This window comes from Vibrio pomeroyi, assembly GCA_041879425.1.
Classification (GTDB): Bacteria; Pseudomonadota; Gammaproteobacteria; order Enterobacterales; family Vibrionaceae; genus Vibrio; species Vibrio pomeroyi_A.
Window position 1 is genome coordinate 2,862,260 of sequence record CP090854.1, and the last position, 21,534, is coordinate 2,883,793.

At 45.1% G+C, this 21,534-nt stretch carries 21 protein-coding genes; 5 read left to right on the top strand and 16 right to left on the bottom strand.

Annotation, left to right across the window (positions count from 1 at the left end; all coding sequences use genetic code 11):
• Window positions 1–30: 30 nt before the first annotated feature.
• The 12 genes from nusB to L0992_12560 all read right to left on the bottom strand — a co-directional run bounded on the left by nusB (window position 31) and on the right by L0992_12560 (window position 11,209).
• Window positions 31–498, bottom strand: coding sequence for a transcription antitermination factor NusB (nusB, locus tag L0992_12505; GenBank protein XGB66535.1), 468 nt, complete (start codon window positions 496–498; stop codon window positions 31–33).
• Entirely contained in the window at window positions 498–968 is a 471-nt protein-coding gene (gene ribE, locus L0992_12510) for a 6,7-dimethyl-8-ribityllumazine synthase (protein ID XGB66536.1), read from the bottom strand. The genes nusB and ribE overlap by 1 nt, the downstream gene beginning before the upstream one ends.
• Window positions 969–1,247: 279 nt before the next feature.
• The gene (gene ribB / locus L0992_12515; protein XGB66537.1) at window positions 1,248–2,357 is read right to left on the bottom strand and encodes a 3,4-dihydroxy-2-butanone-4-phosphate synthase; all 1,110 of its coding nucleotides are present in this window, start codon (window positions 2,355–2,357) and stop codon (window positions 1,248–1,250) included.
• Window positions 2,358–2,465: 108 nt separating this feature from the next.
• Window positions 2,466–3,122: a riboflavin synthase gene (locus L0992_12520; GenBank protein ID XGB66538.1), complete on the bottom strand. Its 657-nt coding sequence runs from the start codon at window positions 3,120–3,122 to the stop codon at window positions 2,466–2,468.
• 66 nt (window positions 3,123–3,188) lie between these two features.
• Complete coding sequence (ribD, locus tag L0992_12525; GenBank protein ID XGB66539.1) at window positions 3,189–4,271, bottom strand: bifunctional diaminohydroxyphosphoribosylaminopyrimidine deaminase/5-amino-6-(5-phosphoribosylamino)uracil reductase RibD; 1,083 nt, start codon at window positions 4,269–4,271, stop codon at window positions 3,189–3,191.
• 40 nt (window positions 4,272–4,311) lie between these two features.
• Complete coding sequence (gene nrdR, locus L0992_12530; GenBank protein ID XGB66540.1) at window positions 4,312–4,761, bottom strand: transcriptional regulator NrdR; 450 nt, start codon at window positions 4,759–4,761, stop codon at window positions 4,312–4,314.
• Window positions 4,762–4,915: 154 nt separating this feature from the next.
• On the bottom strand, window positions 4,916–6,166 hold the full coding sequence (locus L0992_12535; GenBank protein ID XGB66541.1) for a glutamate-5-semialdehyde dehydrogenase: 1,251 nt from the start codon (window positions 6,164–6,166) through the stop codon (window positions 4,916–4,918).
• A gap of 66 nt (window positions 6,167–6,232) precedes the next feature.
• A complete protein-coding gene (proB, locus tag L0992_12540; protein XGB66542.1) occupies window positions 6,233–7,417 on the bottom strand; it encodes a glutamate 5-kinase in 1,185 nt (394 codons plus the stop codon).
• 76 nt (window positions 7,418–7,493) lie between these two features.
• On the bottom strand, window positions 7,494–7,883 hold the full coding sequence (crl, locus tag L0992_12545; protein ID XGB66543.1) for a sigma factor-binding protein Crl: 390 nt from the start codon (window positions 7,881–7,883) through the stop codon (window positions 7,494–7,496).
• Window positions 7,884–8,027: 144 nt separating this feature from the next.
• On the bottom strand, window positions 8,028–9,281 hold the full coding sequence (gene frsA, locus L0992_12550; GenBank protein XGB66544.1) for an esterase FrsA: 1,254 nt from the start codon (window positions 9,279–9,281) through the stop codon (window positions 8,028–8,030).
• A gap of 89 nt (window positions 9,282–9,370) precedes the next feature.
• Window positions 9,371–9,835, bottom strand: coding sequence for an oxytetracycline resistance phosphoribosyltransferase domain-containing protein Tet(34) (gene tet(34) / locus L0992_12555; protein XGB66545.1), 465 nt, complete (start codon window positions 9,833–9,835; stop codon window positions 9,371–9,373).
• Window positions 9,836–9,919: 84 nt separating this feature from the next.
• Window positions 9,920–11,209 (bottom strand): NCS2 family permease, encoded by a 1,290-nt coding sequence (locus tag L0992_12560; GenBank protein ID XGB66546.1) that lies wholly within the window; start codon window positions 11,207–11,209, stop codon window positions 9,920–9,922.
• 1,064 nt (window positions 11,210–12,273) lie between these two features.
• On the opposite strand from L0992_12560, the gene L0992_12565 reads away from it, so the two are divergent.
• Entirely contained in the window at window positions 12,274–13,746 is a 1,473-nt protein-coding gene (locus L0992_12565; protein XGB66547.1) for an aminoacyl-histidine dipeptidase, read from the top strand.
• A gap of 122 nt (window positions 13,747–13,868) precedes the next feature.
• Here the strand turns inward: L0992_12565 and L0992_12570 are convergent, their stop codons facing one another.
• Window positions 13,869–14,408 carry a DUF3332 domain-containing protein gene (locus L0992_12570; protein ID XGB66548.1) on the bottom strand — a complete coding sequence of 180 codons (540 nt, stop codon included), beginning with the start codon at window positions 14,406–14,408 and terminating at the stop codon, window positions 13,869–13,871.
• Window positions 14,409–14,679: 271 nt separating this feature from the next.
• Between L0992_12570 and L0992_12575 the strand changes: the two genes are divergently transcribed.
• Complete coding sequence (locus L0992_12575) at window positions 14,680–15,726, top strand: succinylglutamate desuccinylase/aspartoacylase family protein (GenBank protein ID XGB66549.1); 1,047 nt, start codon at window positions 14,680–14,682, stop codon at window positions 15,724–15,726.
• A 185-nt stretch (window positions 15,727–15,911) separates the two neighbouring features.
• On the opposite strand, the gene L0992_12580 is transcribed toward L0992_12575, so the two are convergent.
• Window positions 15,912–16,229 (bottom strand): DUF3622 domain-containing protein, encoded by a 318-nt coding sequence (locus L0992_12580; GenBank protein ID XGB66550.1) that lies wholly within the window; start codon window positions 16,227–16,229, stop codon window positions 15,912–15,914.
• Between the two features lie 350 nt (window positions 16,230–16,579).
• Between L0992_12580 and L0992_12585 the strand changes: the two genes are divergently transcribed.
• Window positions 16,580–17,590 carry an adenosine deaminase gene (locus tag L0992_12585; protein ID XGB66551.1) on the top strand — a complete coding sequence of 337 codons (1,011 nt, stop codon included), beginning with the start codon at window positions 16,580–16,582 and terminating at the stop codon, window positions 17,588–17,590.
• 85 nt (window positions 17,591–17,675) lie between these two features.
• On the opposite strand, the gene L0992_12590 is transcribed toward L0992_12585, so the two are convergent.
• Window positions 17,676–18,860, bottom strand: a complete 1,185-nt coding sequence (locus L0992_12590) for an NnrS family protein (GenBank protein ID XGB66552.1) — start codon at window positions 18,858–18,860, stop codon at window positions 17,676–17,678.
• Between the two features lie 288 nt (window positions 18,861–19,148).
• Here L0992_12590 and L0992_12595 point away from each other — a divergent pair, with 288 nt between their 5' ends.
• On the top strand, window positions 19,149–19,703 hold the full coding sequence (locus tag L0992_12595) for a gamma-glutamylcyclotransferase (GenBank protein XGB66553.1): 555 nt from the start codon (window positions 19,149–19,151) through the stop codon (window positions 19,701–19,703).
• A gap of 80 nt (window positions 19,704–19,783) precedes the next feature.
• Here the strand turns inward: L0992_12595 and L0992_12600 are convergent, their stop codons facing one another.
• Complete coding sequence (locus tag L0992_12600; protein ID XGB66554.1) at window positions 19,784–20,116, bottom strand: tRNA-binding protein; 333 nt, start codon at window positions 20,114–20,116, stop codon at window positions 19,784–19,786.
• A gap of 197 nt (window positions 20,117–20,313) precedes the next feature.
• Between L0992_12600 and L0992_12605 the strand changes: the two genes are divergently transcribed.
• Window positions 20,314–21,312, top strand: a complete 999-nt coding sequence (locus L0992_12605) for a substrate-binding domain-containing protein (protein XGB66555.1) — start codon at window positions 20,314–20,316, stop codon at window positions 21,310–21,312.
• The last annotated feature ends 222 nt before the right edge of the window (window positions 21,313–21,534 follow it).

The following is a 21,534-nucleotide window of genomic DNA, read 5'->3' on the forward strand; positions in this document are numbered from 1 at the left end:
GCTGACCTTTAGATTCAATATACGAACGTCTTATTTCTTACGAACGTGCGGTGCAGCTTTATCAAGCACACCGTTAACAAACTTATGGCTGTCTTCTGCTGCGAATACTTTCGCAAGTTCGATAGCTTCGTTGATAACCACTTTGTATGGTACATCTTCGCGACGAGTCATCTCGTACATAGCTAAACGTAGAAGCGCTAGTTCCATCAGATCCAGATCTTGCATAGGACGAGATACGAATGGACGAAGCTTGCTATCAAGTTCCATGTGGCTAAGAGCAACACCAGTTAGCAGGTCGCGGAAGTATGCAACGTCTGTTTCTGGCATAGCAAGTGCAGGTTCTGCAGCATGATGCTCTTCTTCATCATACTTACCACCAGATAAGAACTGTTCTTCAACGGTAGCAATATTTTCTTTAGTAATTTGCCAAGAATAAATTGCTTGTAGAGCAAATTGACGTGCGTTACGACGTGCGGCTGGTTTCACACTGGCCCCCATTAGGAATCGATTTCAGAAAGAACGTTGATCATCTCAAGTGCGCTAAGTGCTGCTTCTGCACCCTTATTACCAGCCTTGGTTCCTGCGCGTTCAATAGCTTGATCGATCGTATCAACAGTAAGAACACCAAACGCTACTGGAAGAGAGTATTCCAGAGACACTTGTGCCAAACCTTTATTACATTCACTACAAACATAGTCAAAATGAGGCGTACCGCCACGAATTACTGTACCAAGAGATACAATCGCATCGAACTTACCTGTTTTTGCAACGCGCTGCGCTACAAGTGGAAGTTCAACTGCACCAGGGCAACGAACAACAGTGATGTTGTCTTCGCTTACTTGTCCGTGACGCTTTAAAGTATCGATTGCACCAGAAAGTAAACTTTCGTTAATAAAACTGTTGAAACGAGCAATAACGATAGCAATTTTTGCATTTGGCGCTGGGAAGCCACCCTCGATCACTTTCATAAGCCTTCCTTTAACTATTTTCATCAAGTGAGAATCGCCGGATTCTAGCACAAAACTGTGAGCAATATCTAATGCTAATTTAGCAGAACAGACACCGGAGATGTAAAGATGATAACGCAGTGCTGCTCCCAAGCGTATAGGAACAACAAGTCGCTAAGCATCTGCATTTAACGCACGAAAAATTAAGCTTAGCGACTGTGCTCTTTTGGCCTAATTCATAACCAAAAGAGCAATCAGAGTCATCATTGATTGTGTTGCTACAAATCAATATGTGAGTGGTTACTCACAAACGTATTCAACCACGTTAAGACCAAAACCACCTAGTGCATGGTAACGCTTAGTGCTTGAAGACAATAAACGCATATCATGAACGCCAAGGTCTTGTAGAATCTGAGAGCCTACGCCAACACGACGCGAAGTACCTTGCTTCTTAGCCATCGTTGGTTGTTCGTTCTTATCTTGAGCTTCGAACGTCTTCACTTTGTGGATCAGAGAATCAGACGACTCTTCGTTGCCAAGAATCACCAACACGCCGCCTTCGTCGCCAATACGCTTCATCGCTTTATCTAGCGACCAGCTACGTTCAGTACCACGATCAGAATGAAGTAGATCGGTGAAGGTATCATGCAGGTGAACACGAACCAGTGGAGCTTCGCCCGTTAGGTCGCCTTTTTGCATTGCGTAGTGGATTTGATTATCGATAGTGTCACGGTAAGTCACGAGTTCAAAGTCACCGAACTCAGTAGGTAGGTGGCACTGTGCAACACGCTCAATCGTGGTTTCTGTGTTGTTACGATATTCGATCAAGTCAGCAATCGTGCCTAGCTTGATGTCGTGCTTTTCAGCAAACACTTCAAGATCAGGGCGACGCGCCATAGTGCCGTCGTCATTAAGGATCTCAACGATAACCGATGCTGGTTCACAGCCTGCTAGACGAGCTAAATCACAACCTGCTTCTGTGTGACCAGCGCGAGTCAGAACACCTCCGTCTTGCGCTGTTAGTGGGAAGATATGACCAGGTTGTACAAGGTCAGCCGCTTTTGCATCTTTCGCTACTGCAGCTTGAACCGTAACAGCACGATCTGATGCAGAGATACCCGTCGTCACACCTTCAGCAGCTTCAATCGAAACCGTAAAGTTTGTTGTGTACTGGGCATTGTTGTCTTGAACCATAGGCGCAAGACCCATGCGGCTTGAGCGCTCTTTAGTCAGCGTTAGACAGATTAAACCACGGCCGTACATCGCCATGAAGTTAATAGCTTCTGGCGTAACATGTTCTGCTGCCATGATCAGATCGCCTTCATTTTCGCGATCTTCATCATCCATCAGGATAACCATTTTTCCTAGGCGAATGTCTTCAATAATTTCTTGAGGAGTACTAATTGGCATTGTTCTATATCCTTTGAAATGGTTCTGCTTCCTAGAACCGACACTATTTAAACCTGATGATATTGCTTCGCTTTACAAAGTGATGCTTAACGCACTTTGTCTCAACGATTAGGCAAAACCATTCTGCTGTAAGAATTCCATCGTCAATCGAGATTCAGGCTCAGACTCTTGCTGTTGGCCTTGAAGTAGACGCTCCATGTAGCGTGCTAGCACATCGACTTCTAAATTCACTTTACGACCGACATTGAATTGGTCGATGGTGGTTTCTGACGAGGTATGAGGAACGATCGTCAGCTTGAATGCATTCTTACGTAAATCGTTCACGGTAAGACTAATACCATCAACAGTTACCGAACCTTTTTGAGCTACGTACTTTGAGATTTCAGCCGGCATTTCTACCCAGAACTCAATGGCACGGCCAACTTGGTTACGCTCAACAATCTCGCCCACGCCATCCACGTGACCCGATACGATGTGACCACCGAAACGAGTCGTCGGTAGCATCGCTTTCTCTAGGTTCACCTTGTCGCCTGCTTGGTAATCGACAAAACCCGTTTTTTTCAGGGTTTCAAGCGAAAGGTCTGCACTGTAGCTGTGGTCGTTGAACTCAACAACCGTCAAACAAACACCATTGGTAGCGATACTATCGCCTAACTGAACGTCAGCCATATCAAGCTTACCAACGTTAACCGTTACGGTGATGTCTTCTCCGCGGGGAGTGATTGCACTCAATGTACCTACGGCTTCTACAATTCCTGTAAACATTTTAAAACTCTTTTTGTTGTCAACGACATGTATCTAGTGAGCGGATTTGTTTCCACTATCGTTTCGTTACGTTCGGTTTCGAAATACGGGTTTCGCTACGATGCGAATATCCACACCAACCTGTCGAACATCTTTAATTTCTAGGTCAATCACATCAGACATTGAGGTGAGCCCTAATGCGCCCATCAAACCTCGTCCGTCACTGCCCATAAGTTTAGGTGCTAAATAGAGGATTAGCTCATCCACCAGCTGTGCTTCAATCAAGCTTTTTGCCAACGTGGCGCCCGCTTCGACCCAAATATGGTCGATATGATTGGCAGGTAATTGGCGCATCAGATCGTGCAAATCTAGCTGACCTGTCTCAGTAGTGCCGACTTCTATATCAGCCGATGCCTCTGCGACTCTTAATACGGGTGTTGGCGATTGGTATAGCTTGAGCTCAGGACGCAGCTCATTTTGGCGATCAAGAATCACGCGAATCGGCTGACGTAGCTCGTCTTCAGCGTAATTAGCTTGAGCGCTGCTTGGTAATTCAGCCCAACGAACATTCAGCGATGCGTTGTCTTCAATCACCGTTTGGCTAGTTGATAACACCGCACCGGACTTTGCTCGATAATTCTGAACATCACGACGCGCTTCTGGCGATGTGATCCACTGGCTTTGACCATTTGCCAATGCAGTTTGCCCATCAAGGCTGGCTGCCATCTTAAGCTGAACAAAAGGCATGCCTGTTTGCATACGCTTGATAAATGCAGGATTCAAATCGAGAGCATCTTGCTCAAGCAAACCGATTTCAACCTCAATACCCGCATCACGTAGCATGTTGATGCCACGCCCTGCGACTTTAGGGTTTGGGTCCTGCATGGCGCAAATCACTTTCGAAACTTGAGCCTTAATCAAACCCTCAGCACATGGCGGCGTTCGACCATAATGAGAACAAGGTTCTAGCGTAACGTAAGCTGTTGCGCCTTTTGCCTTATCACCGGCCATTCGCATGGCATGCACTTCAGCATGAGGTTCGCCCGCTTTAGCATGAAAACCTTCACCAACAATCTGACCATCGGTTTGTACGATGACACAGCCCACATTTGGGTTTGGCGCAGTGGTGTAAATGCCGCGTTTCGCTAATTGAATAGCACGCGACATCATTTGAAAATCTAGGGGAGTAAAATTAGACATGATTGAGGGGTTAGTCCTCTAATTTAGCGATTTCTTCGCCAAACTCTCGGATGTCTTCAAAGCTGCGGTAAACAGAGGCAAAACGGATGTACGCCACTTTATCCAATTCTTTCAATTGGCCCATCACAAGATTACCGATCATCTCGCTTGGTACTTCACGCTCACCAGTTGCACGGAGTTGTGACTTAATCGTACTGATCGCAAGTTCAATTGCATCAGCACTCACTGGGCGTTTTTCTAGGGCGCGCTGAACACCACCGACCATTTTATCTTCATTAAATGGTTCGCGGTTTCCATTCGACTTAATGACTTTAGGCATCACAAGTTCTGCCGATTCAAACGTAGTAAAACGTTCGCTACATGCAAGGCATTGACGGCGACGACGAACCTGATGGCCATCGGCTACCAGTCTTGAATCGATTACTTTAGTGTCGTTCTCTGAACAAAAAGGACAATGCATATCACCTCCAAATAATTGAATATCAGTGTAACGGAATTGCCAAACGTTAGGAAAGAAAAAGGGCCAATTAAGGCCCTTTTGTGTGGTGATTCATTGATTATTGCTACGCGATAGCAATTTCTAAATGAGCTGAGGAGGAAAATTAACGAGAACGTTAACCTCGAACTAAATAGTTCGCTTTGCCCACCCATTTGTAGCTTGTCAGTTCTTCTAAACCCATTGGTCCGCGAGCATGCAGTTTCTGGGTAGATACCGCCACTTCTGCACCTAAACCAAACTGTGCACCATCAGTAAAGCGAGTAGATGCATTCACGTAAACCGCAGCAGAACCTACCGAGTTAATGAAGCGCTCAGAGCTTTCTAGACTGTTAGTCATGATTGCGTCTGAGTGACTCGCGTTGTGTACGCGCATATGGTCAATCGCTTCTGCAACGTCCGCAACCACTTTCACGCCCAGCGTGTAGCTTAGCCATTCAGTATCAAAGTCGCCTTCAACCGCATCACGTTGGTCTTCAAAACCAGTGAGCAATGATTTTGCACTCGAGTCAGCAACCAAGGTTACTTTGCCTGCTAAACGCTGTGTTAGCTTAGCAAGGAAAGCTTCAGCAACCGCTTCATGCACTAACAGCGTATCCAATGAGTTACATGCAGATGGACGTTGAACTTTTGAGTTTTCAACCACATCAACAGACTTCTCAAGATCAGCACTCTCATCAACAAAGATATGGCTGATACCGAAACCACCGATGATAACTGGAATAGTACTGTTCTCTTTACACATCTTGTGCAGACCAGCGCCACCACGAGGGATGATCATATCCACATAGTCGTCCAGTTTAAGCAATTGAGATACTAATTCACGATCCGGTTTCTCAATGTACTGAACTGAAGCCGCAGGAAGTTCCGCTTTCTCTAGTGCAGACTGGATTACTTTAACCAGCTCCATGTTCGAGAAGAAGGTCTCTTTACCGCCACGTAGGATGCTTGCGTTACCTGTTTTCAGACACAGTGCAGCAATATCGATGGTTACGTTAGGACGCGCTTCATAGATAACACCAACCACACCAAGTGGTACACGACGACGAGACAGTGACATACCGTTTTCCAGTACTTTACTGTCAATCTCGCTACCTACCGGGTCATTCAGGCTAATCACGTTACGAACATCGTTAGCAATGCCTGTTAAGCGCTCTTCATTAAGAAGTAGACGATCAAGCAGTGCGTCAGTTAAACCCGCTTCGCGACCTAATTCGATGTCTTTCGCGTTCGCTTCTAAAATCGTTGCTGCGTTTGCTTCTAGCTCATCAGCGATGATCGCCAATGCTTTATTCTTTTGCGCCGTAGATGCGGTCGCTAGGTGGAAAGCAGCCTCTTTTGCTGCGATACCCATGTTAGTTAAATCCACGTTTAACTCTCCCTAAATTCTGTCTGTCTTTGGATGCAAAAAGGCGATTCGCCTTCTCATCACGAGCTATTCTTGGATTACAACAAGGTCGTCACGGTGAATGACTTCTGACCCGTAATCGTAACCAAGAATGTCGCCAATATCTTTACTGTGCTTGCCTGCTATTTTTGCTAGGTCTTGGCTTGAATAGCTAGCGATACCACGCGCCACTACCTTGCCTTTACTGTCTGTGACTTGGGTGACTTCACCACGAGAAAACTCGCCTTGAACTCGAATAACCCCTTTTGCCAACAAGCTGCTGCCTTTGGTGTTAACGGCGTTTACTGCGCCATCGTCGACCACAATATCGCCTGCTGAAGCAGGGCCAGCTAAAATCCAACGCTTACGGTTTTCAAGCGCTTCAGCTAACGGTAGGAAACGTGTGCCTTGTGGGTTGTCACTCAGTGAGTCGAACACCACGTTTTCAGCACTGCCTGCTGCAATAATAACTTCAATACCGGCACGACGAGCAATATCCGCCGCCTGCAGTTTTGTTGCCATGCCGCCAGTACCCAACGTTGTACCGCTGCCGCCTGCGATCTTGCGCAGTGTGTCATCAATCGTTTTCACTTCTTTGATGAGCTCAGCATTCGGATCTTTACGAGGGTCAGCCGTAAACAGGCCTTTTTGGTCAGTTAGCAGTAAAAGCTTATCCGCACCGCATAAAATACCAACCAGTGCCGACAAGTTATCGTTGTCGCCCACTTTAATTTCGTTGGTCGCTACTGCATCGTTTTCATTTACGACCGGAATAATGTCGTGTTCAACGAGTGCGTTGATCGTGTCACGTGCATTCAAAAAACGCTCGCGATCATCAAGATCAGCACGAGTCAGTAGCATCTGGCCAATTTTAAGGCCATAGATAGCAAACAAAGACTCCCAAACTTGAATCAACTGGCTTTGCCCAACTGCCGCAAGCAACTGTTTGCTCGCCATTGAGTTGGGAAGTGCGGGGTAACCAAGGTGCTCACGTCCTGCTGCAATTGCGCCAGACGAAACCATAACCACAGAGTGGCCTTGTTTTTTTAATTCAGCACATTGACGAACCAGCTCAACCATGTGAGCACGATCTAATGCCAATGTTCCACCAGTTAAGACACTGGTACCCAGTTTAACAACGACAGTTTTACGCTGTGTTGTTGTCCCGCTTTGATGATTTGTTGTCATGAAGTCTTTTATGGATAAAACAAATAAGAGGTGATGTTTTAGCAATCAACAGGGGAATTCACAAGTAGAAAAGGTGCGAAATCGCACCTTTTTGCTTTATAGAGAAGAGTAACCTTTAAAATCAGACGAATTCGACAGACTCTTCGTCTAATTGAATACTGATTTCAAACTTACTTTGAAGTTCATCAACCAGTTTTTGGTGGAAGGCTTCTTGAGTTCGAGACACCTCAGCGACCGCCTTTTTAGGCAGTGGTAAAGAATCCCAGTTGCCTTCAATGTTGTATTTACCGATGTTGTACTTCGCCGAATATCCCTCTTCCGACTTATCCAATTCCAACCACCAACCCCAGAACTCACGTTCTTCTGGTGATTTTTTATCGTTCACACACACAGACAAGCAATCAAAAAGATAGTGGCCTTCTTCTGATTGCGGCTCCCTCAAATAAGGACCAATGGCCTTTAAAACGTTTAACAAGCGATAATGCGTTGGTTCTTGTGTCACTTCTGACATATTGAATCTCCGTTTTCAATGTTAAGAATGACGTTACTCAGACTGCAATACGTAGAAAATACGCAGTTGGATTTTATAAATTTTCTCTGAGTATCAGGTACTTAATCTGTACACTTTTCATGCTTAACTAATTTCGGAGAAATGTCATCTAAATAATTCATCCTCAAGCCACTTTATCGCCAATTCGAGGGATTGCTCATAACCTTGTGTAATTGATTTAGCTTTGATTTTCTTCGCTTTACCGTAATCACTGTAAATAGCAACCAGTTGATTATCCATTGGTGGTGATACTGGGTCCCCTTCTAAGGCTAATGCCAAGATAGGAACACGGGTTTTGCTGTTCGACAGCAGCCCTTGCACCTTAAGTGACCACGCCATCAACTGCCCAGAAAGGCTATTAATATCCACCGCACCTTTACCAAGGCGAGAAGCCAGCACATCTAAGTGCATCTTCGGCATCTGCTTAAGTTTATCGGCATGAACAAAGATATCGTGGATAGGCGCACCAAGAGATATACACGCTTTGATCTTCTGTTGCTCAACGAACGACAATCTCACCATAGCGTTACCACCGAAGCGAAAGCCAAATAAGCCCACCTTGTGATGATCAACCCAAGGGATGTTCGGTAGCTCATTCAATACCGCTTGGTGTAAGCATGAAGAGTCTTCCGTTAACGGCCAATGAGAACTATGACCTATCGATGGCATGTCTACCGTCAGCATCGCAATGTTCTTAGGTGCTAAATAATCCCTAAACAAACGCCACATATCTGTTTGTAAGCTATCCAAGCCCGCACTCACGATAACAACCGGTTGAGGCTTATCTGTTTTCGCTAGGTGCAAATTCGCTTTGATCTTCTTGTTCTGGTAAGGCACCTCAATCTGCTTAACGATCAGCTTGGTGTGCTTAATCGCCTCCGAATAGGCCGCGTTTGCCAATACCTGAGCCTGAGCCGCCAGGTTATCGTTCTTTAGGTGTGGGTAGCCCGCAATGCTGAAACACAAAGACGCCGAGAACAACTCTTCCGCCATCTCTTCACCGCTCTTTTCATGAGAACGGTTCTGGTGTTGCATGCCTAGCTTGGTCCACTCGTATGCCCAGTTGCCGCTGCGGTAGCCCATCACGGTATCCAACCACTCATCGGTTGTGCGTGAGTTGTCTGACGATGCGATTCGCGACAATACCGCCTCTTGCTCAATTGGGTTAACGCCTTGCCATACCCACTGAAGACGTCTTAGGTTTCGATACCAAGATAAATTTTGCTGTTCACGCTTCTCATCCAATAACGCTTCAGAGCTTGGCATGTATTGTGTCAGCATTGAGGTCTCTTTGGCCTGCTTGTGTTTTACAAACAAGGTTTCCGAAAGGTTCGAGCTCGTTTCTTCTGATTCAGACATTGGGATACTTAATAAGAAATGGTTGTCACTAATCATATAAAAAAAAATGACCCTATAAAGGGTCATTTCTCAAAAAACTAAGTTTACGCTTATTTTGACTTGCGATTTACTGGTTCAACGTAGCTTAGGCTTGTATCCCAAGGTTGCTCAATCCATGTATCTTGAGCGATATCTACGATGTACTCGTCTAGTAGGTGTGCGCCAGATGGTTTTGCACATACTGCGATCAGTTTCGCTTTCGGGTACATTTCGCGAAGCTTGCGTGCAGTGTCACCACTGTCCACTAGGTCTTCAACGATTAGGAAGCCTTCGCCGTCACCTTCAGGTGCTTTAACTACTGTCATATCACGTTGGTGATCGTGGTCGTAGCTAGAAATACAAATCGTATCTACGTGACGAATGCCTAGCTCACGAGCCAAGATTGCACCAGGAACCAAACCACCACGGCTTACCGCCCAGATACCTTTCCACTGCTCTGCTGGCATTTGCTTTTCAGCTAGTTGACGGCAGTAAGTCTGCATGTTGTCCCAAGTGATAACGAATTTGTTGCTCATAGTATAAAACCTAATAATTTTGTCATGTTATTAGAGGCTATGTCGTGCATAGCCCCTTCAGCGATTAAGCAGAAATCTAGACGATTAAGCGAAAATGTATTTAAGAATAAAGATAGCCGACATTACCCACACAGCAGGTGAAACGTCGCGACCTTTACCACTTAGCAGCTTAATTGCAGCGTAAGCGATGAAACCTAGTGAGATACCCTCAGCGATAGAGTACGTCAGCGGCATTAGCAGACATGTTACCACGACTGGTGCAGCTTCCGTAAGATCACGCCAATCAATGCCAACTAGGCCAGACATCATCAGAATTGCTACATAGAAAAGCGCGCCTGATGTTGCGTAAGCCGGAATCATACCTGCAAGTGGCGAGAAGAAAAGAGCCAGTAGGAATAAGATACCAACAACAACCGCTGTTAGACCTGTACGACCACCTTCAGCGACACCTGCAACACTCTCTACATAAGAAGTTGTGTTTGATGTACCTAGCAATGCACCAATAGACGTTGCTGTAGAGTCAGCAAGCAGTGCTTTGTTTAGACGAGGAAGTTTACCGTCTTCTTTGATTAGGTTTGCCTTCGTTGCAACACCCACTAGCGTACCCGCAGTATCGAACAAATCGACGAACAAGAATGCGAATACTACTGAAATCATACCGATTTCAAATACAGCAGAGAAATCAAGCTGCATGAACGTAGGAGCTAGGCTTGGTGGTGTAGACATGATGCCGCCGTATTGAACGTCACCAATAATAATACCAAGAGCCGTGATCGCTAGAATCGCAATCATTACTGCGCCTTTCACACCACGGTGAACAAGAGCAATCGTAAGGAAGAAGCCTAATGAACCTAGGATAGGAGCAATCGCAGTAATGTCGCCCAGAGATACTTTAGTTGCTGGGTTAGAAACAACGATGCCAGCATTGCTCAGTGCAATAAACGCTAGGAAAAGACCGATACCCGCAGAGATACCAACACGTAGAGACATAGGAATCGAGTTGATAATCCATTCACGGATCTTAAAGATACTTAAGAAAATGAAGATTACGCCTGATACGAAAACCGCAGCCAGAGCAACTTGCCACGTATAACCCATACCCATAACTACTGCGTAGGTAAAGAATGCGTTCAAACCCATACCTGGTGCTTGAGCGATTGGGTAGTTAGCAACAAAGCCCATGATGAAACAGCCGATAGCAGCCGCTAAACAGGTTGCTACAAATACAGCGCCATGGTCCATACCAGCATCAGCTAGAATCATTGGGTTTACAAAAATGATGTAAGCCATTGTTAGGAAGGTTGTTAGACCTGCGATGATTTCAGTGCGCACATTGGTGCCGTTTTCACTGAGTTTGAATAGCTTTTCGAACATTATCGAATCCTATAAGGGTAAAAAGTAAACGGTTGCGTAATCGATTGGCTGTGGATTATAAAGTTATCAAATAACAAATTCCAGATAGAATTAAGGCTCTAATCGATATTTATCAGAATGCCGTATGAAACAAAGCGATTAAAAACGAAGTAATCACCAAGAAATAACCATAATAAACAGTTAATTAAAGCCATTTAGCCCAATAAAGAATGTTGGTTGCTTTTTCGACCATCGGTTATTTTGATAGAGAATCTAGCCATTAAATTCTGAATTCAAACCCACAAGAGTTGTGTATTTTTCAACAGGATCAGTAATAAGGCGCAAATTGATATTTTGGCGTTTAAAAAACAACCACGCAGAACAGCAGGAAAAGAGACAAGATAAAGCGGTTTGGAAAAGTAGCAGGCAAAAAAAACGCCACTCAAAACTGAGTGGCGGTAGAATCTGTCAACCAAAAGGGCTGTAAAAGAATTCCAATATATAGGGGTGAACAAAACTGTTCGAGTTACATGCTTACGGTATTAGTAACCGAAGCTTGTAGGGTATGCAAAGTTGCTAGTGTAAACAGAGCTGTTAAGCCAGAACATTGCAGATGGTAAACCTTTCATAACTATCACCTTAATAAATCAATAAAAAACGAATTTGATTTCTCGGTTCCTTGGAGGCGATAAAACGGACTCATCCTTTGAGCATTTACTCTTCACTTCAGAAGTTGGTTATTAATATACCTCAAAGAAAAAAGATTACAAGTATTTTTTGCTTCAGGTCACACTTTTCGCCATTTATGGTTATTTTGCAAACTTAATTTTGTAATTAAATTACAGAATAGACTTAAACAAACGTTTGCTTGCACCATTTATAAGCATCAACGCACTTATTTAAGATCAAATGACCAAGATGGCGTTCAAAATTTGAGGCATTTCAGGTTTAGAAGTGCTACTCGTCAAAACACTCTAGTGGTATGCTGTTGCCATCAAAATAGACCCATATTTTAGATTTTTGTTCTAAGTTTTTACCTATAAAAATCCTAAATATATGGTTATTAAATAAAAAAGGAGTCATCCGTGTCTGAATTCCATTCTGAGATCAGTAAATTATCCCCTGCCCCTATTTGGCAGTTCTTCGATAAGATTTGCTCAATCCCACACCCTTCAAAGCATGAAGAAGAGCTTGCTCAATACATTATTGCTTGGGCAACAGAGCAAGGCCTAGATGTACGTCGTGACCCAACGGGCAACGTATTCATCAAGAAGCCAGCAACGCCGGGTATGGAAAACAAAAAAGGTGTGGTGCTACAAGCTCACATCGATATGGTTCCACAAAAGAACGAAGACACCGTTCATGACTTCGCTAAAGATCCAATCCAACCATACATCGATGATGAGTGGGTTACAGCAAAAGGCACAACGCTTGGCGCTGATAACGGCATGGGCATGGCTTCTTGTTTGGCAGTACTTGCTTCAAACGAAATCAAGCACGGCCCTATCGAAGTTCTACTAACAGTAGACGAAGAAGCAGGCATGACAGGCGCTTTCGGTCTTGAAGCGGGTTGGTTAGAAGGCGATATCCTTCTTAACACCGATTCTGAGCAAGAAGGTGAAGTGTACATGGGTTGTGCTGGCGGTATCGACGGCGCAATGACATTCGATGTGGCACGTAACGCAGTTCCTGCTGGCTTCGTAACACGTAAGCTAACGCTAAAAGGCCTTAAAGGCGGTCACTCTGGTTGTGACATCCACACTGGTCGTGCAAACGCGAATAAACTGCTTGCTCGCTTCCTAGCTGGTCACGCGAAAGAACTAGACCTACGCATCGTAGAGTTCAAAGGTGGTAGCCTTCGTAACGCGATTCCTCGTGAAGGCTTCGTAACGGTTGCTGTACCTGCTGCAAACCAAGAGAAACTGGCTTCGCTATACAACTACTACACAGAGCTTCTTTCAACAGAGCTAGGTAAAGTAGAAGACAGCATTGTTACTTTCAACGAAGAAGCTTCGGTTGAAATGGGCGCTCTAGCAGCAGCAGACCAAGCTCGCTTTATCGCTGCACTAAACGCTGCGCCAAACGGCGTGATTCGTATGAGTGACGAGATCGAAGGTGTTGTTGAAACCTCTCTAAACGTTGGTGTTATCACAACAGAAGAGAACTCAATCACTGTACTTTGCCTGATTCGTTCTCTGATCGACTCTGGTCGTAAGCAAGTTGAAGGCATGCTGAACTCTGTTGCTGAACTAGCAGGCGCGAACATCGCGTTCTCTGGCGCTTACCCAGGTTGGAAGCCAGACGCTGATTCAGAAATCATGCACATCTTCCGCGACATGTACGAAGGTATCTACGGTCACAAACCAAACATCATGGTTATCCATGCTGGTCTTGAGTGTGGCCTATTCAAAGAACCTTACCCGAACATGGATATGGTATCTTTCGGCCCAACGATCAAGTTCCCTCACTCTCCAGATGAGAAAGTGAAGATCGACACCGTTGAGCTATTCTGGAACCAAATGGTTGCGCTGCTAGAAGCAATTCCAGAAAAAGCATAGTTCAAACCATTGTGTTTTCGATAGATAGGATTTCACGGTAAATACTATTCATCGACACAAAATAAAACAGGTACTCAATGAGTACCTGTTTTTGTATCTAAGCTTTGCGATCAGCTAAAACATTAAGCGCGTGAAGCTGCGTAGCTCTCTAGCTCATCAATTGAAGTTTGTGCCACAACTTCGCCATCGATGAAGTACGTCACCATCTCGCCATCACGAACACCGATTAACGTCGCACGCTCACCAGACTGGTAAGTAATGTCCATTTGGATCGTGTTTTCATCAATCTGCTGCATTTGACCTTTCTCGATCACATCTGCACTCGTGATAGGACCAACAGGTGCTTCCGTCAGAGACGGATCCAACTGATGGTTGATGTCTAGGTAAGTGTCAGTCTTTGTATCAAAGATGTGAGGAGAACCAGTCAGTGGGTTGCTACCAGTCCAGAACTCTAGTGAGTTGAATACCAGGTAATCAGCAGCAACCGTTAGACCGTAAGCAGGTGCAAGTAGCATGTTCAAGCCACCACGTGCGTAACGGTTATCAACAGCCTTAACGTTGAACTTCATTAGGTAACCCGTTACTGCGTTACTACCAACACAGCCAGATAAAGCGACAGAAACCACCGCCAGTGCAACGACTTTTGAAATTGTTTTTTTCATTTTTATCTCGATATTTGAATTTGGCCGCCAAAAAATGGCGATGGATAATACCAAGTAAGCAAACAACAAATATCAGAGTTAAATCAATGTATTGTCAGGAAATTCACAATTTGAAACACCCTCTAATTCACCAAATCAAAAACGGAAACCAATTCTGAAGCCCCTTCATAAAAAACTTTTATCGTGACCGTAAAGTGATTGATTCGTACTAAAAATCAACGATTGATACATTCCGTGTTAACGAATTATCACCATGTTGAGAACAACCTAAATGGCAAGACTAAAACCTAATCAACCATTCGAATTACTTGGTTATACTGTTCAGCCAGGACAACGAATGGAGATTGAACTGCAAGCAGCTCAGCTTTACACGCACTCTCCACTTTCGATCCCGATTGAAATCATTCACGGTCGCCAAGCGGGCCCAACACTGATGGTAAACGCGGCGATCCACGGCGATGAGCTAAACGGTGTTGAGATTGCTCGACAACTGACGAACGCTATCGATCCAAAGAAACTGAAGGGTACCTTGATTGTTGTGCCTATCGTTAACGTGTTCGGCTTCATCCATAAGTCTCGTTACCTACCAGACCGTCGCGACCTAAACCGTTGCTTCCCAGGTAGTGAGAAAGGATCGCTAACATCACGTATCGCTTACACTTTCTTCGAGAACGTGGCGAAGCACTGTGATTACATCTTGGATCTACACACGGGCGCGATTCACCGTACCAATCTGCCACAGATTCGTGCAAACCTATCGAACCCAGAAACGATGCGCATCGCGAAAGCGTTCGCGACACCAGTGATTATTGATTCTCCACTGCGTGACGGTTCACTGCGTAGCGAAGCAGAAAAACTTGGTATTCCTGTATTAACTTACGAAGGTGGTGAAGCGCTGCGTTTCGATCACCTAGCGATTCGTGCTGGCTACTTGGGCATTCACCAAGTAATGAAAGAAATCGGCATGCTGCGCCCGAACCGTAAGAAGTTGCCAGAACCAGTATTGAGTAAATCAACCAGCTGGATCCGCGCGGAATCAGACGGCATCTTGCGTAATATGGTAAGACTGGGCGAACAGGTTGAAGCTGGGCAAACTCTGGCTTACATCAGTTCTCCGCTGGGTCACCAAGAAGGCCAAGTGATCACGACCAAAGGCGGTATCGTGATTGGTCAGCAGACTCTGCCTTTAGTAAACGAAGGTGATGCTGTGTTCCACATCGCTTACTTCAAGCAAGACGATGAAGAAGTGGGACAATCTGTAGAGAGCTACATAGAAGAAGTAGCAGAAGACGATTGGCTAACGGCGCTGAATAACTGATTAAAGCTTAAGAGATCGACGTTAAAAGCGACAAGCCAAGGCTCAAGCTAAAACCGTCGGTCTTAGGCAAAATAGAAACGAACTCCACAAACGAAAAAGCCCCAATATAGGTGACTATATTGGGGCTTTTTTTATAAGTCCCTTATCTTAAAATTAAGGAACCTATAAGTTAATCGTGCACCGAATTATTCAGCGTCTTCTTGCTCTTCTGCACGAGCTTTAGCGCGTGCTTCACGTGCTTGCTCAGCTTTAAGCTCTTTAGTGTGACGCAGTTCGTCACGCTCTTTACGCTGTTCTGATTTACGCTCGTTACGTTCAGCTTGGTTTGCGATGAAAGATGCTAGCTCTTTCTCTGCCCACTCTTGTGCAAGAGCTTCAGTTTCGAAACCAGACTCACGCTTAGATACTGTTGTGCTGCGAGACGTTACTTGACGAGTAATCTCTGCACACCAACCGTTGCGTTTTTCTGTAAGGCGGATATCAAATTTTTTGTTCTTAGACATGTTCTATTTTTTCCTAAGGGAGATCATTAAGGGATCGGTCAACTTTGATAACTCCATCTAAGTGAGCATCTTTTAACACCATCCCTTGGTAAGCGCGGTATTAGAGCACAAATCAATGAATATTGCTGCAAATATTTGCAGCGGATCACACTCCTATGCTGCAAATCGTTTGCGGCTCATTTCAATTCCTTAGCAAGCCTCTGTTCAGCACCAATTTCGGCACTGTTTTATCGACCACAATGAAATGAACTATGCTCAAACAGAGATAAATGAACCGCCTAAGACTTCATATTGTTAGGCACAAACATCTCACCTACTCCGCCCATAATTAAAATAGCTAAGGAGTTGCTATGGATAGCTTCATCAAAAATTTACCGAAGGTTGAGCTGCACTTACACATAGAAGGCACATTAGAACCAGAGCTGATGTTCGAGCTCGCCAAGCGAAATAACGTGTCGATTCCCTTTGAAAACCCAGACCAAGTGCGAGACGCATACCAATTCCACAATCTTCAGTCCTTTCTCGACATCTATTATCAAGGTGCCAACGTGCTGATCCACCAGCAAGATTTCTACGATCTGACGTGGGCTTACCTATTAAAATGCCAACAAGATAACGTGGTTCACACTGAGATATTCTTCGACCCACAGACCCACACGGAACGCGGCATCGCTTTTGACACGATTGTAGGCGGCATTACCCAAGCACTAGAGCAAGCCACACAGGAACTCGGGATCAGCAGCCAACTTATCATGTGTTTTCTGCGTCATCTTGATGAAGACAGCGCGTTCGAGATACTCCAACAAGCCCTTCCTTACAAAGACAAAATCATTGCGGTTGGGCTAGATTCATCCGAGCAAGGCAACCCGCCAGAGAAGTTTAAACATGTCTTCCAAGAAGCCATCAATCAAGGATTTCTAACCGTCGCACACGCCGGAGAAGAAGGCCCCGCACAAAACATTATCGATGCGTTGAGCTTGTTGGGCATTACTCGAATTGACCATGGGGTTCGCTGTATCGAGGATGCTGAATTAGTCGAAGAGCTGGCAGCAAAGCGTGTTCCACTCACAGTCTGCCCGCTATCGAATACCAAGCTAAAAGTCTTCGATACCATGCAAGACCACAACATTGTTGAACTGCTACGAAAAGGGCTGTGTGTCACCATCAATTCCGATGACCCTGCTTACTTTGGTGGCTACATGAATGACAACTTTCTAGCCGTGGCCAATACACACCCACTCACTCATCAAGAATTAGCGCAGTTCAGCATTAACGCCGTCGAGGCGAGCTTCATCTCCCCTCATGCCAAAGAAGACCTCATTACCCAAATACGCCAATATCTTGCAGCGAATAGTGAATGATTTATTGGAGTGACCGTACTCTTCAACACGATCAAAAAAGGGAAGCTCAACGCTTCCCTTTTTTAATCAATAGGCTGAGATTAACTTAACCCGGATGACCATCCACTCGTGGTGTTAATAGCATCATGCCAAATTTCCAGATAAACAGACCAAACGCCAACGTCCATAAACCTGCGCTGATGTTAACCATCTCAAACAGATAAGCAGGGAAGAAAGTCACGCCTAAGCTACGAACTAACGCGGCAATAAAAATCGCTGAGAAGGCTAGCGCCATGCTTGGCCCTTTGTAAATTGCACGACCAGTGTGTCCCATGGTCACGCGAGTAATCATCGCAAGAATCAAACCGCTCAAGCCACCAATCGCAAACAGGTGCAGCATGTTATGACTCGCAAATGGGTTATCTAACAAACCACGTAGCAGTAAGCTTAGAGGGATACACAAGTAAGCCGCATGCAGTGACCACACCAAAGGCTCAGATAACGTCGTCCAAGGCTTCCAACGGATAAAGCGGACTAACTGAGTCACGCCAGCAAACACCATTAATTCATTGCCTACTTGAGCAAAGGTGAGTGGGAAGAAGCTCAGAACAAACAGCCCTACCAAAGGTAAGTTTACCAACCATTCCAACCACACCAATGGTTGCGCTTTCTCAAAGTCGAAGCGACGAGCGGTAAAGAATGGAATCACTCGTCCGCCCATTACAGACAGCAACAACGTAAACCACCACAACATCGCTTGCCATACCGCAGATGAAGGAAATGGAGGCATACCTTTAATGGTCGCGTAGCTCGCAAAGTTCGCCACGATAGCCAATATAAACAGCGGTACGAAGAACAGGTTCTTCCAACCTTTCGACTTCACGACACGAAAACCAATCTCGTAAGCCGCGAAGATTAAGAACAACGCTTCAATCGAAGAGATCAGCCACAATGGAGCCGGTGTCCAAAACAGAATGCGAGGTGCCAGCCACAATCCGACGAGCACAGCTAATCGATAATGCTTGGTGCCATTAACGCCCGTCCAAGTTTGCACGGCTGTAAGCACAAAGCCGACAACAATCGCCATCGAAAAACCAAACAGCATCTCATGCACGTGCCACCACAGTGCGGGAACGTTTAAAATCTCTGGCTGACCGTTTTGGAACATGATGACCCAAGCCACAATCGCAATCACGGCATAGAGACTGCCCAAAAAGAAGAAAGGTCGAAAGCCTAAACGCAGGTAGGCTGGAATCGCGTCTTCTACACTTTTATCTGTGATATTTAACAAACTCGCTCCTAATTCTCAGATAAGCGGCCAAGGTATTACCTAAACCAAATTTGGTGTGCATCAAATTCGATGCCATATGCAGATCACATTGCATGAAACGCGCCAATTCGATAAAGCCAGTAAAAACAGCCACTCACGAGATTCACTAGCCAATAAACAGGTCAAAAACACACAACCAAAAGAGTCATAAAGACATATAGGTGTATAAATAGAAACTTACTGACTTTTGCCATCTCGCCACATATAGTAAGACTAGTCTCAAATACAAAAGAACAGACAAGGAACGCGATGTATATTTTTGGTTATGGCAGCTTGATCAACTCATCTTCACGTCAACTTACCGGTCAAACAGGTCAAGCGATCCCAGCGATTGTTCATGGCTTAGTGCGCCATTGGAGTAAGATCGATGACAGTTACGTGTTATCCCCTTTGATCGTCAACCTTGGTGAAGGGCAAGTGAACGGTGTTTTGCTTGAAGTGGATGATGTGGCATTGGCTGAATTTGATCGTCGTGAACGCGGTTATCACCGTATCGAATTAAAAGCTGTTCAGATAGAGAGCCAAACTGACTTTAAAACGGATCAATCGATCTGGGTATACATCAAAGACGAGATTCAAGCGCCTTGTGAAAACAGCCCTATAGTTCAAACCTATGTCGATACCGTTATGGCAGGATGCCTAGAAGTATCTGAAAGCTTTGCGGCGCACTTTGTGAAACATACACAAGGTTGGCACCACCCATTAGAAAATGATCGCCACCAGCCCAAATACGGCAATCTTGCTGGCGTATCTGATCACCACCACAGTGTGATTGATGGTTTGATACTGAGTGTTCGCAGCTAGTCTTTGAGGGCTTTGGAGCTTTGAAAACAGAAAAATCGATGAGCTTATAACGAATAGGCTCACCGACTAAAATAAACCGCTTAAACCACTCGAATACCCGCTGGCATTGCACGTTCAGGTGTCAGCAATACACTTTCAGATTCATCATCCGTCTCCGCACACAGCAACATGCATTCAGAAGTGTGGCCTCTCATCTTGGCCTTCGCTAAATTACACAACACAACAACCTGCTTGCCCATCAACTCTTCTTCTGTGTAATAAGGGACTAGGCTGGTCACTGTTTGTAGCGTCTTCTCACCCACATCTACTTGCACGATGTAAAGCTTGTCTGCGTTTTCATGACGCACAACCTCGATGATCTTACCCACACGCATTTCTAACTTAGCAAAGTCGCCATAAGAGACAGTATCCATTTCTCACTTCCTATATTGATTGATTTTCACTCATTAAATCTTTTACTAAAATTAAGTGAAATGTAAATGTTTACACTAGCATTAAGCCTAATAATTACAAGCGGTAAAGATCTCATTACCGGAAGTAAAATGAGAGTTTGATTGCCTTGCACTCATTGTCGGTGTTAAATAGATGCAGCAATATATAGAGGTTAAATATGGCAACAATCAAGGATGTCGCAAAAGAATCCGGTGTATCAGTCGCAACCGTATCTCGGGTGATCAACAAATCTCCGAAGGCCAGTGCTAGCTCTATTGAGTCAGTCACTAAAGCGATGGCTAAACTCGGCTATCGCCCGAATGCCAATGCCCGTGCGCTCGTAAGCCAAAGCACCAATACCGTCGGTGTGTTGGTGGGTGATATTTCCGATCCTTTCTTTGGCACGCTAGTTAAATCGGTCGACAACGTTGCCAGAGAGAACGGCAAACATATCTTGGTGGGCAATGGTTCTCACAATCGTGAAGAAGAACAACAAGCGATTGAGCTACTGATCAACAGTCGCTGTGACGCCCTAATCATTCACTCGAAAGGCCTGACTGACGAGGAGCTGATTGCTTACTCTAAAGAAGTGAAAGGCTTAGTGCTGATCAACCGTTACATCGAAGAAATTGCCAATCGCTGTATCTTTCTAGATAACAAGAAAGGCGCCTTCCTCGCGACTGAATACTTAATCCGACATGGTCACAAAAACATTGCGTGTATCGCCTCTTCTTCAAGCATTGAAGATGCCAACGAGCGTGTTGAAGGTTACCAAGCCGCGCTAAAAGAGTATGGTATTGAGTTATCTGAAAGCTATGTTGAACAGGCTCTGCCAACCAGTGATGGTGGCGAATATGCGATGACAAACCTGCTGACTAAGTCATTGCCAATCACTGGTATTGTGGCTTACAACGACTACATGGCGGCAGGTGCTTTGTCTGTACTCGATGAAAACGGAATCCAAGCGCCAGAGAAAATGTCGATCATCGGATTCGATGATGGCTTAATTGCTCGCTATGTTCATCCGAAGCTGACTACGATTCGTTACCCAATTCAAATGATGGCTGAGAAAGCAACACGACTTGCCTTGAACCTAGCCAAAGGTGAAGACACCTCAGCAGAACCAATGATGTTCTCGCCAACTTTGGTGCGCCGTAATTCGGTAGAGAAAATCTAAGTTCGGTCACTGACCAAACAGCAAACGAAAAAAAGCCCTAACAGAATCGCTTCTGTTAGGGCTTTCCTACCTTACTCTCGTACCCAACAATCACTCCCTTATTAGGTCGCCGATTGCTAGGTGCCACTTTTGTTCATCCCCCCAAGAGCAGCGTAATAAATCACACCGCTCCATTCATAAATCAACAAAAGAACTTGGCATCACCGCTTTGAGCTAGAGTGT

What these genes read in the sequence shown, in the direction of transcription:
- nusB (XGB66535.1), bottom strand. Translation starts at nt 498, where the DNA reads ATGGGGGCCAGTGTGAAACCAGCCGCACGTCGTAACGCACGTCAATTT.
- ribE (XGB66536.1), bottom strand. Translation starts at nt 968, where the DNA reads ATGAAAGTGATCGAGGGTGGCTTCCCAGCGCCAAATGCAAAAATTGCT.
- ribB (XGB66537.1), bottom strand. Translation starts at nt 2,357, where the DNA reads ATGCCAATTAGTACTCCTCAAGAAATTATTGAAGACATTCGCCTAGGA.
- L0992_12520 (XGB66538.1), bottom strand. Translation starts at nt 3,122, where the DNA reads ATGTTTACAGGAATTGTAGAAGCCGTAGGTACATTGAGTGCAATCACT.
- ribD (XGB66539.1), bottom strand. Translation starts at nt 4,271, where the DNA reads ATGATGTCGCGTGCTATTCAATTAGCGAAACGCGGCATTTACACCACT.
- nrdR (XGB66540.1), bottom strand. Translation starts at nt 4,761, where the DNA reads ATGCATTGTCCTTTTTGTTCAGAGAACGACACTAAAGTAATCGATTCA.
- crl (XGB66543.1), bottom strand. Translation starts at nt 7,883, where the DNA reads ATGTCAGAAGTGACACAAGAACCAACGCATTATCGCTTGTTAAACGTT.
- frsA (XGB66544.1), bottom strand. Translation starts at nt 9,281, where the DNA reads ATGTCTGAATCAGAAGAAACGAGCTCGAACCTTTCGGAAACCTTGTTT.
- L0992_12560 (XGB66546.1), bottom strand. Translation starts at nt 11,209, where the DNA reads ATGTTCGAAAAGCTATTCAAACTCAGTGAAAACGGCACCAATGTGCGC.
- L0992_12570 (XGB66548.1), bottom strand. Translation starts at nt 14,408, where the DNA reads ATGAAAAAAACAATTTCAAAAGTCGTTGCACTGGCGGTGGTTTCTGTC.
- L0992_12575 (XGB66549.1), top strand. Translation starts at nt 14,680, where the DNA reads ATGGCAAGACTAAAACCTAATCAACCATTCGAATTACTTGGTTATACT.
- L0992_12580 (XGB66550.1), bottom strand. Translation starts at nt 16,229, where the DNA reads ATGTCTAAGAACAAAAAATTTGATATCCGCCTTACAGAAAAACGCAAC.
- L0992_12585 (XGB66551.1), top strand. Translation starts at nt 16,580, where the DNA reads ATGGATAGCTTCATCAAAAATTTACCGAAGGTTGAGCTGCACTTACAC.
- L0992_12595 (XGB66553.1), top strand. Translation starts at nt 19,149, where the DNA reads ATGTATATTTTTGGTTATGGCAGCTTGATCAACTCATCTTCACGTCAA.
- L0992_12600 (XGB66554.1), bottom strand. Translation starts at nt 20,116, where the DNA reads ATGGATACTGTCTCTTATGGCGACTTTGCTAAGTTAGAAATGCGTGTG.
- L0992_12605 (XGB66555.1), top strand. Translation starts at nt 20,314, where the DNA reads ATGGCAACAATCAAGGATGTCGCAAAAGAATCCGGTGTATCAGTCGCA.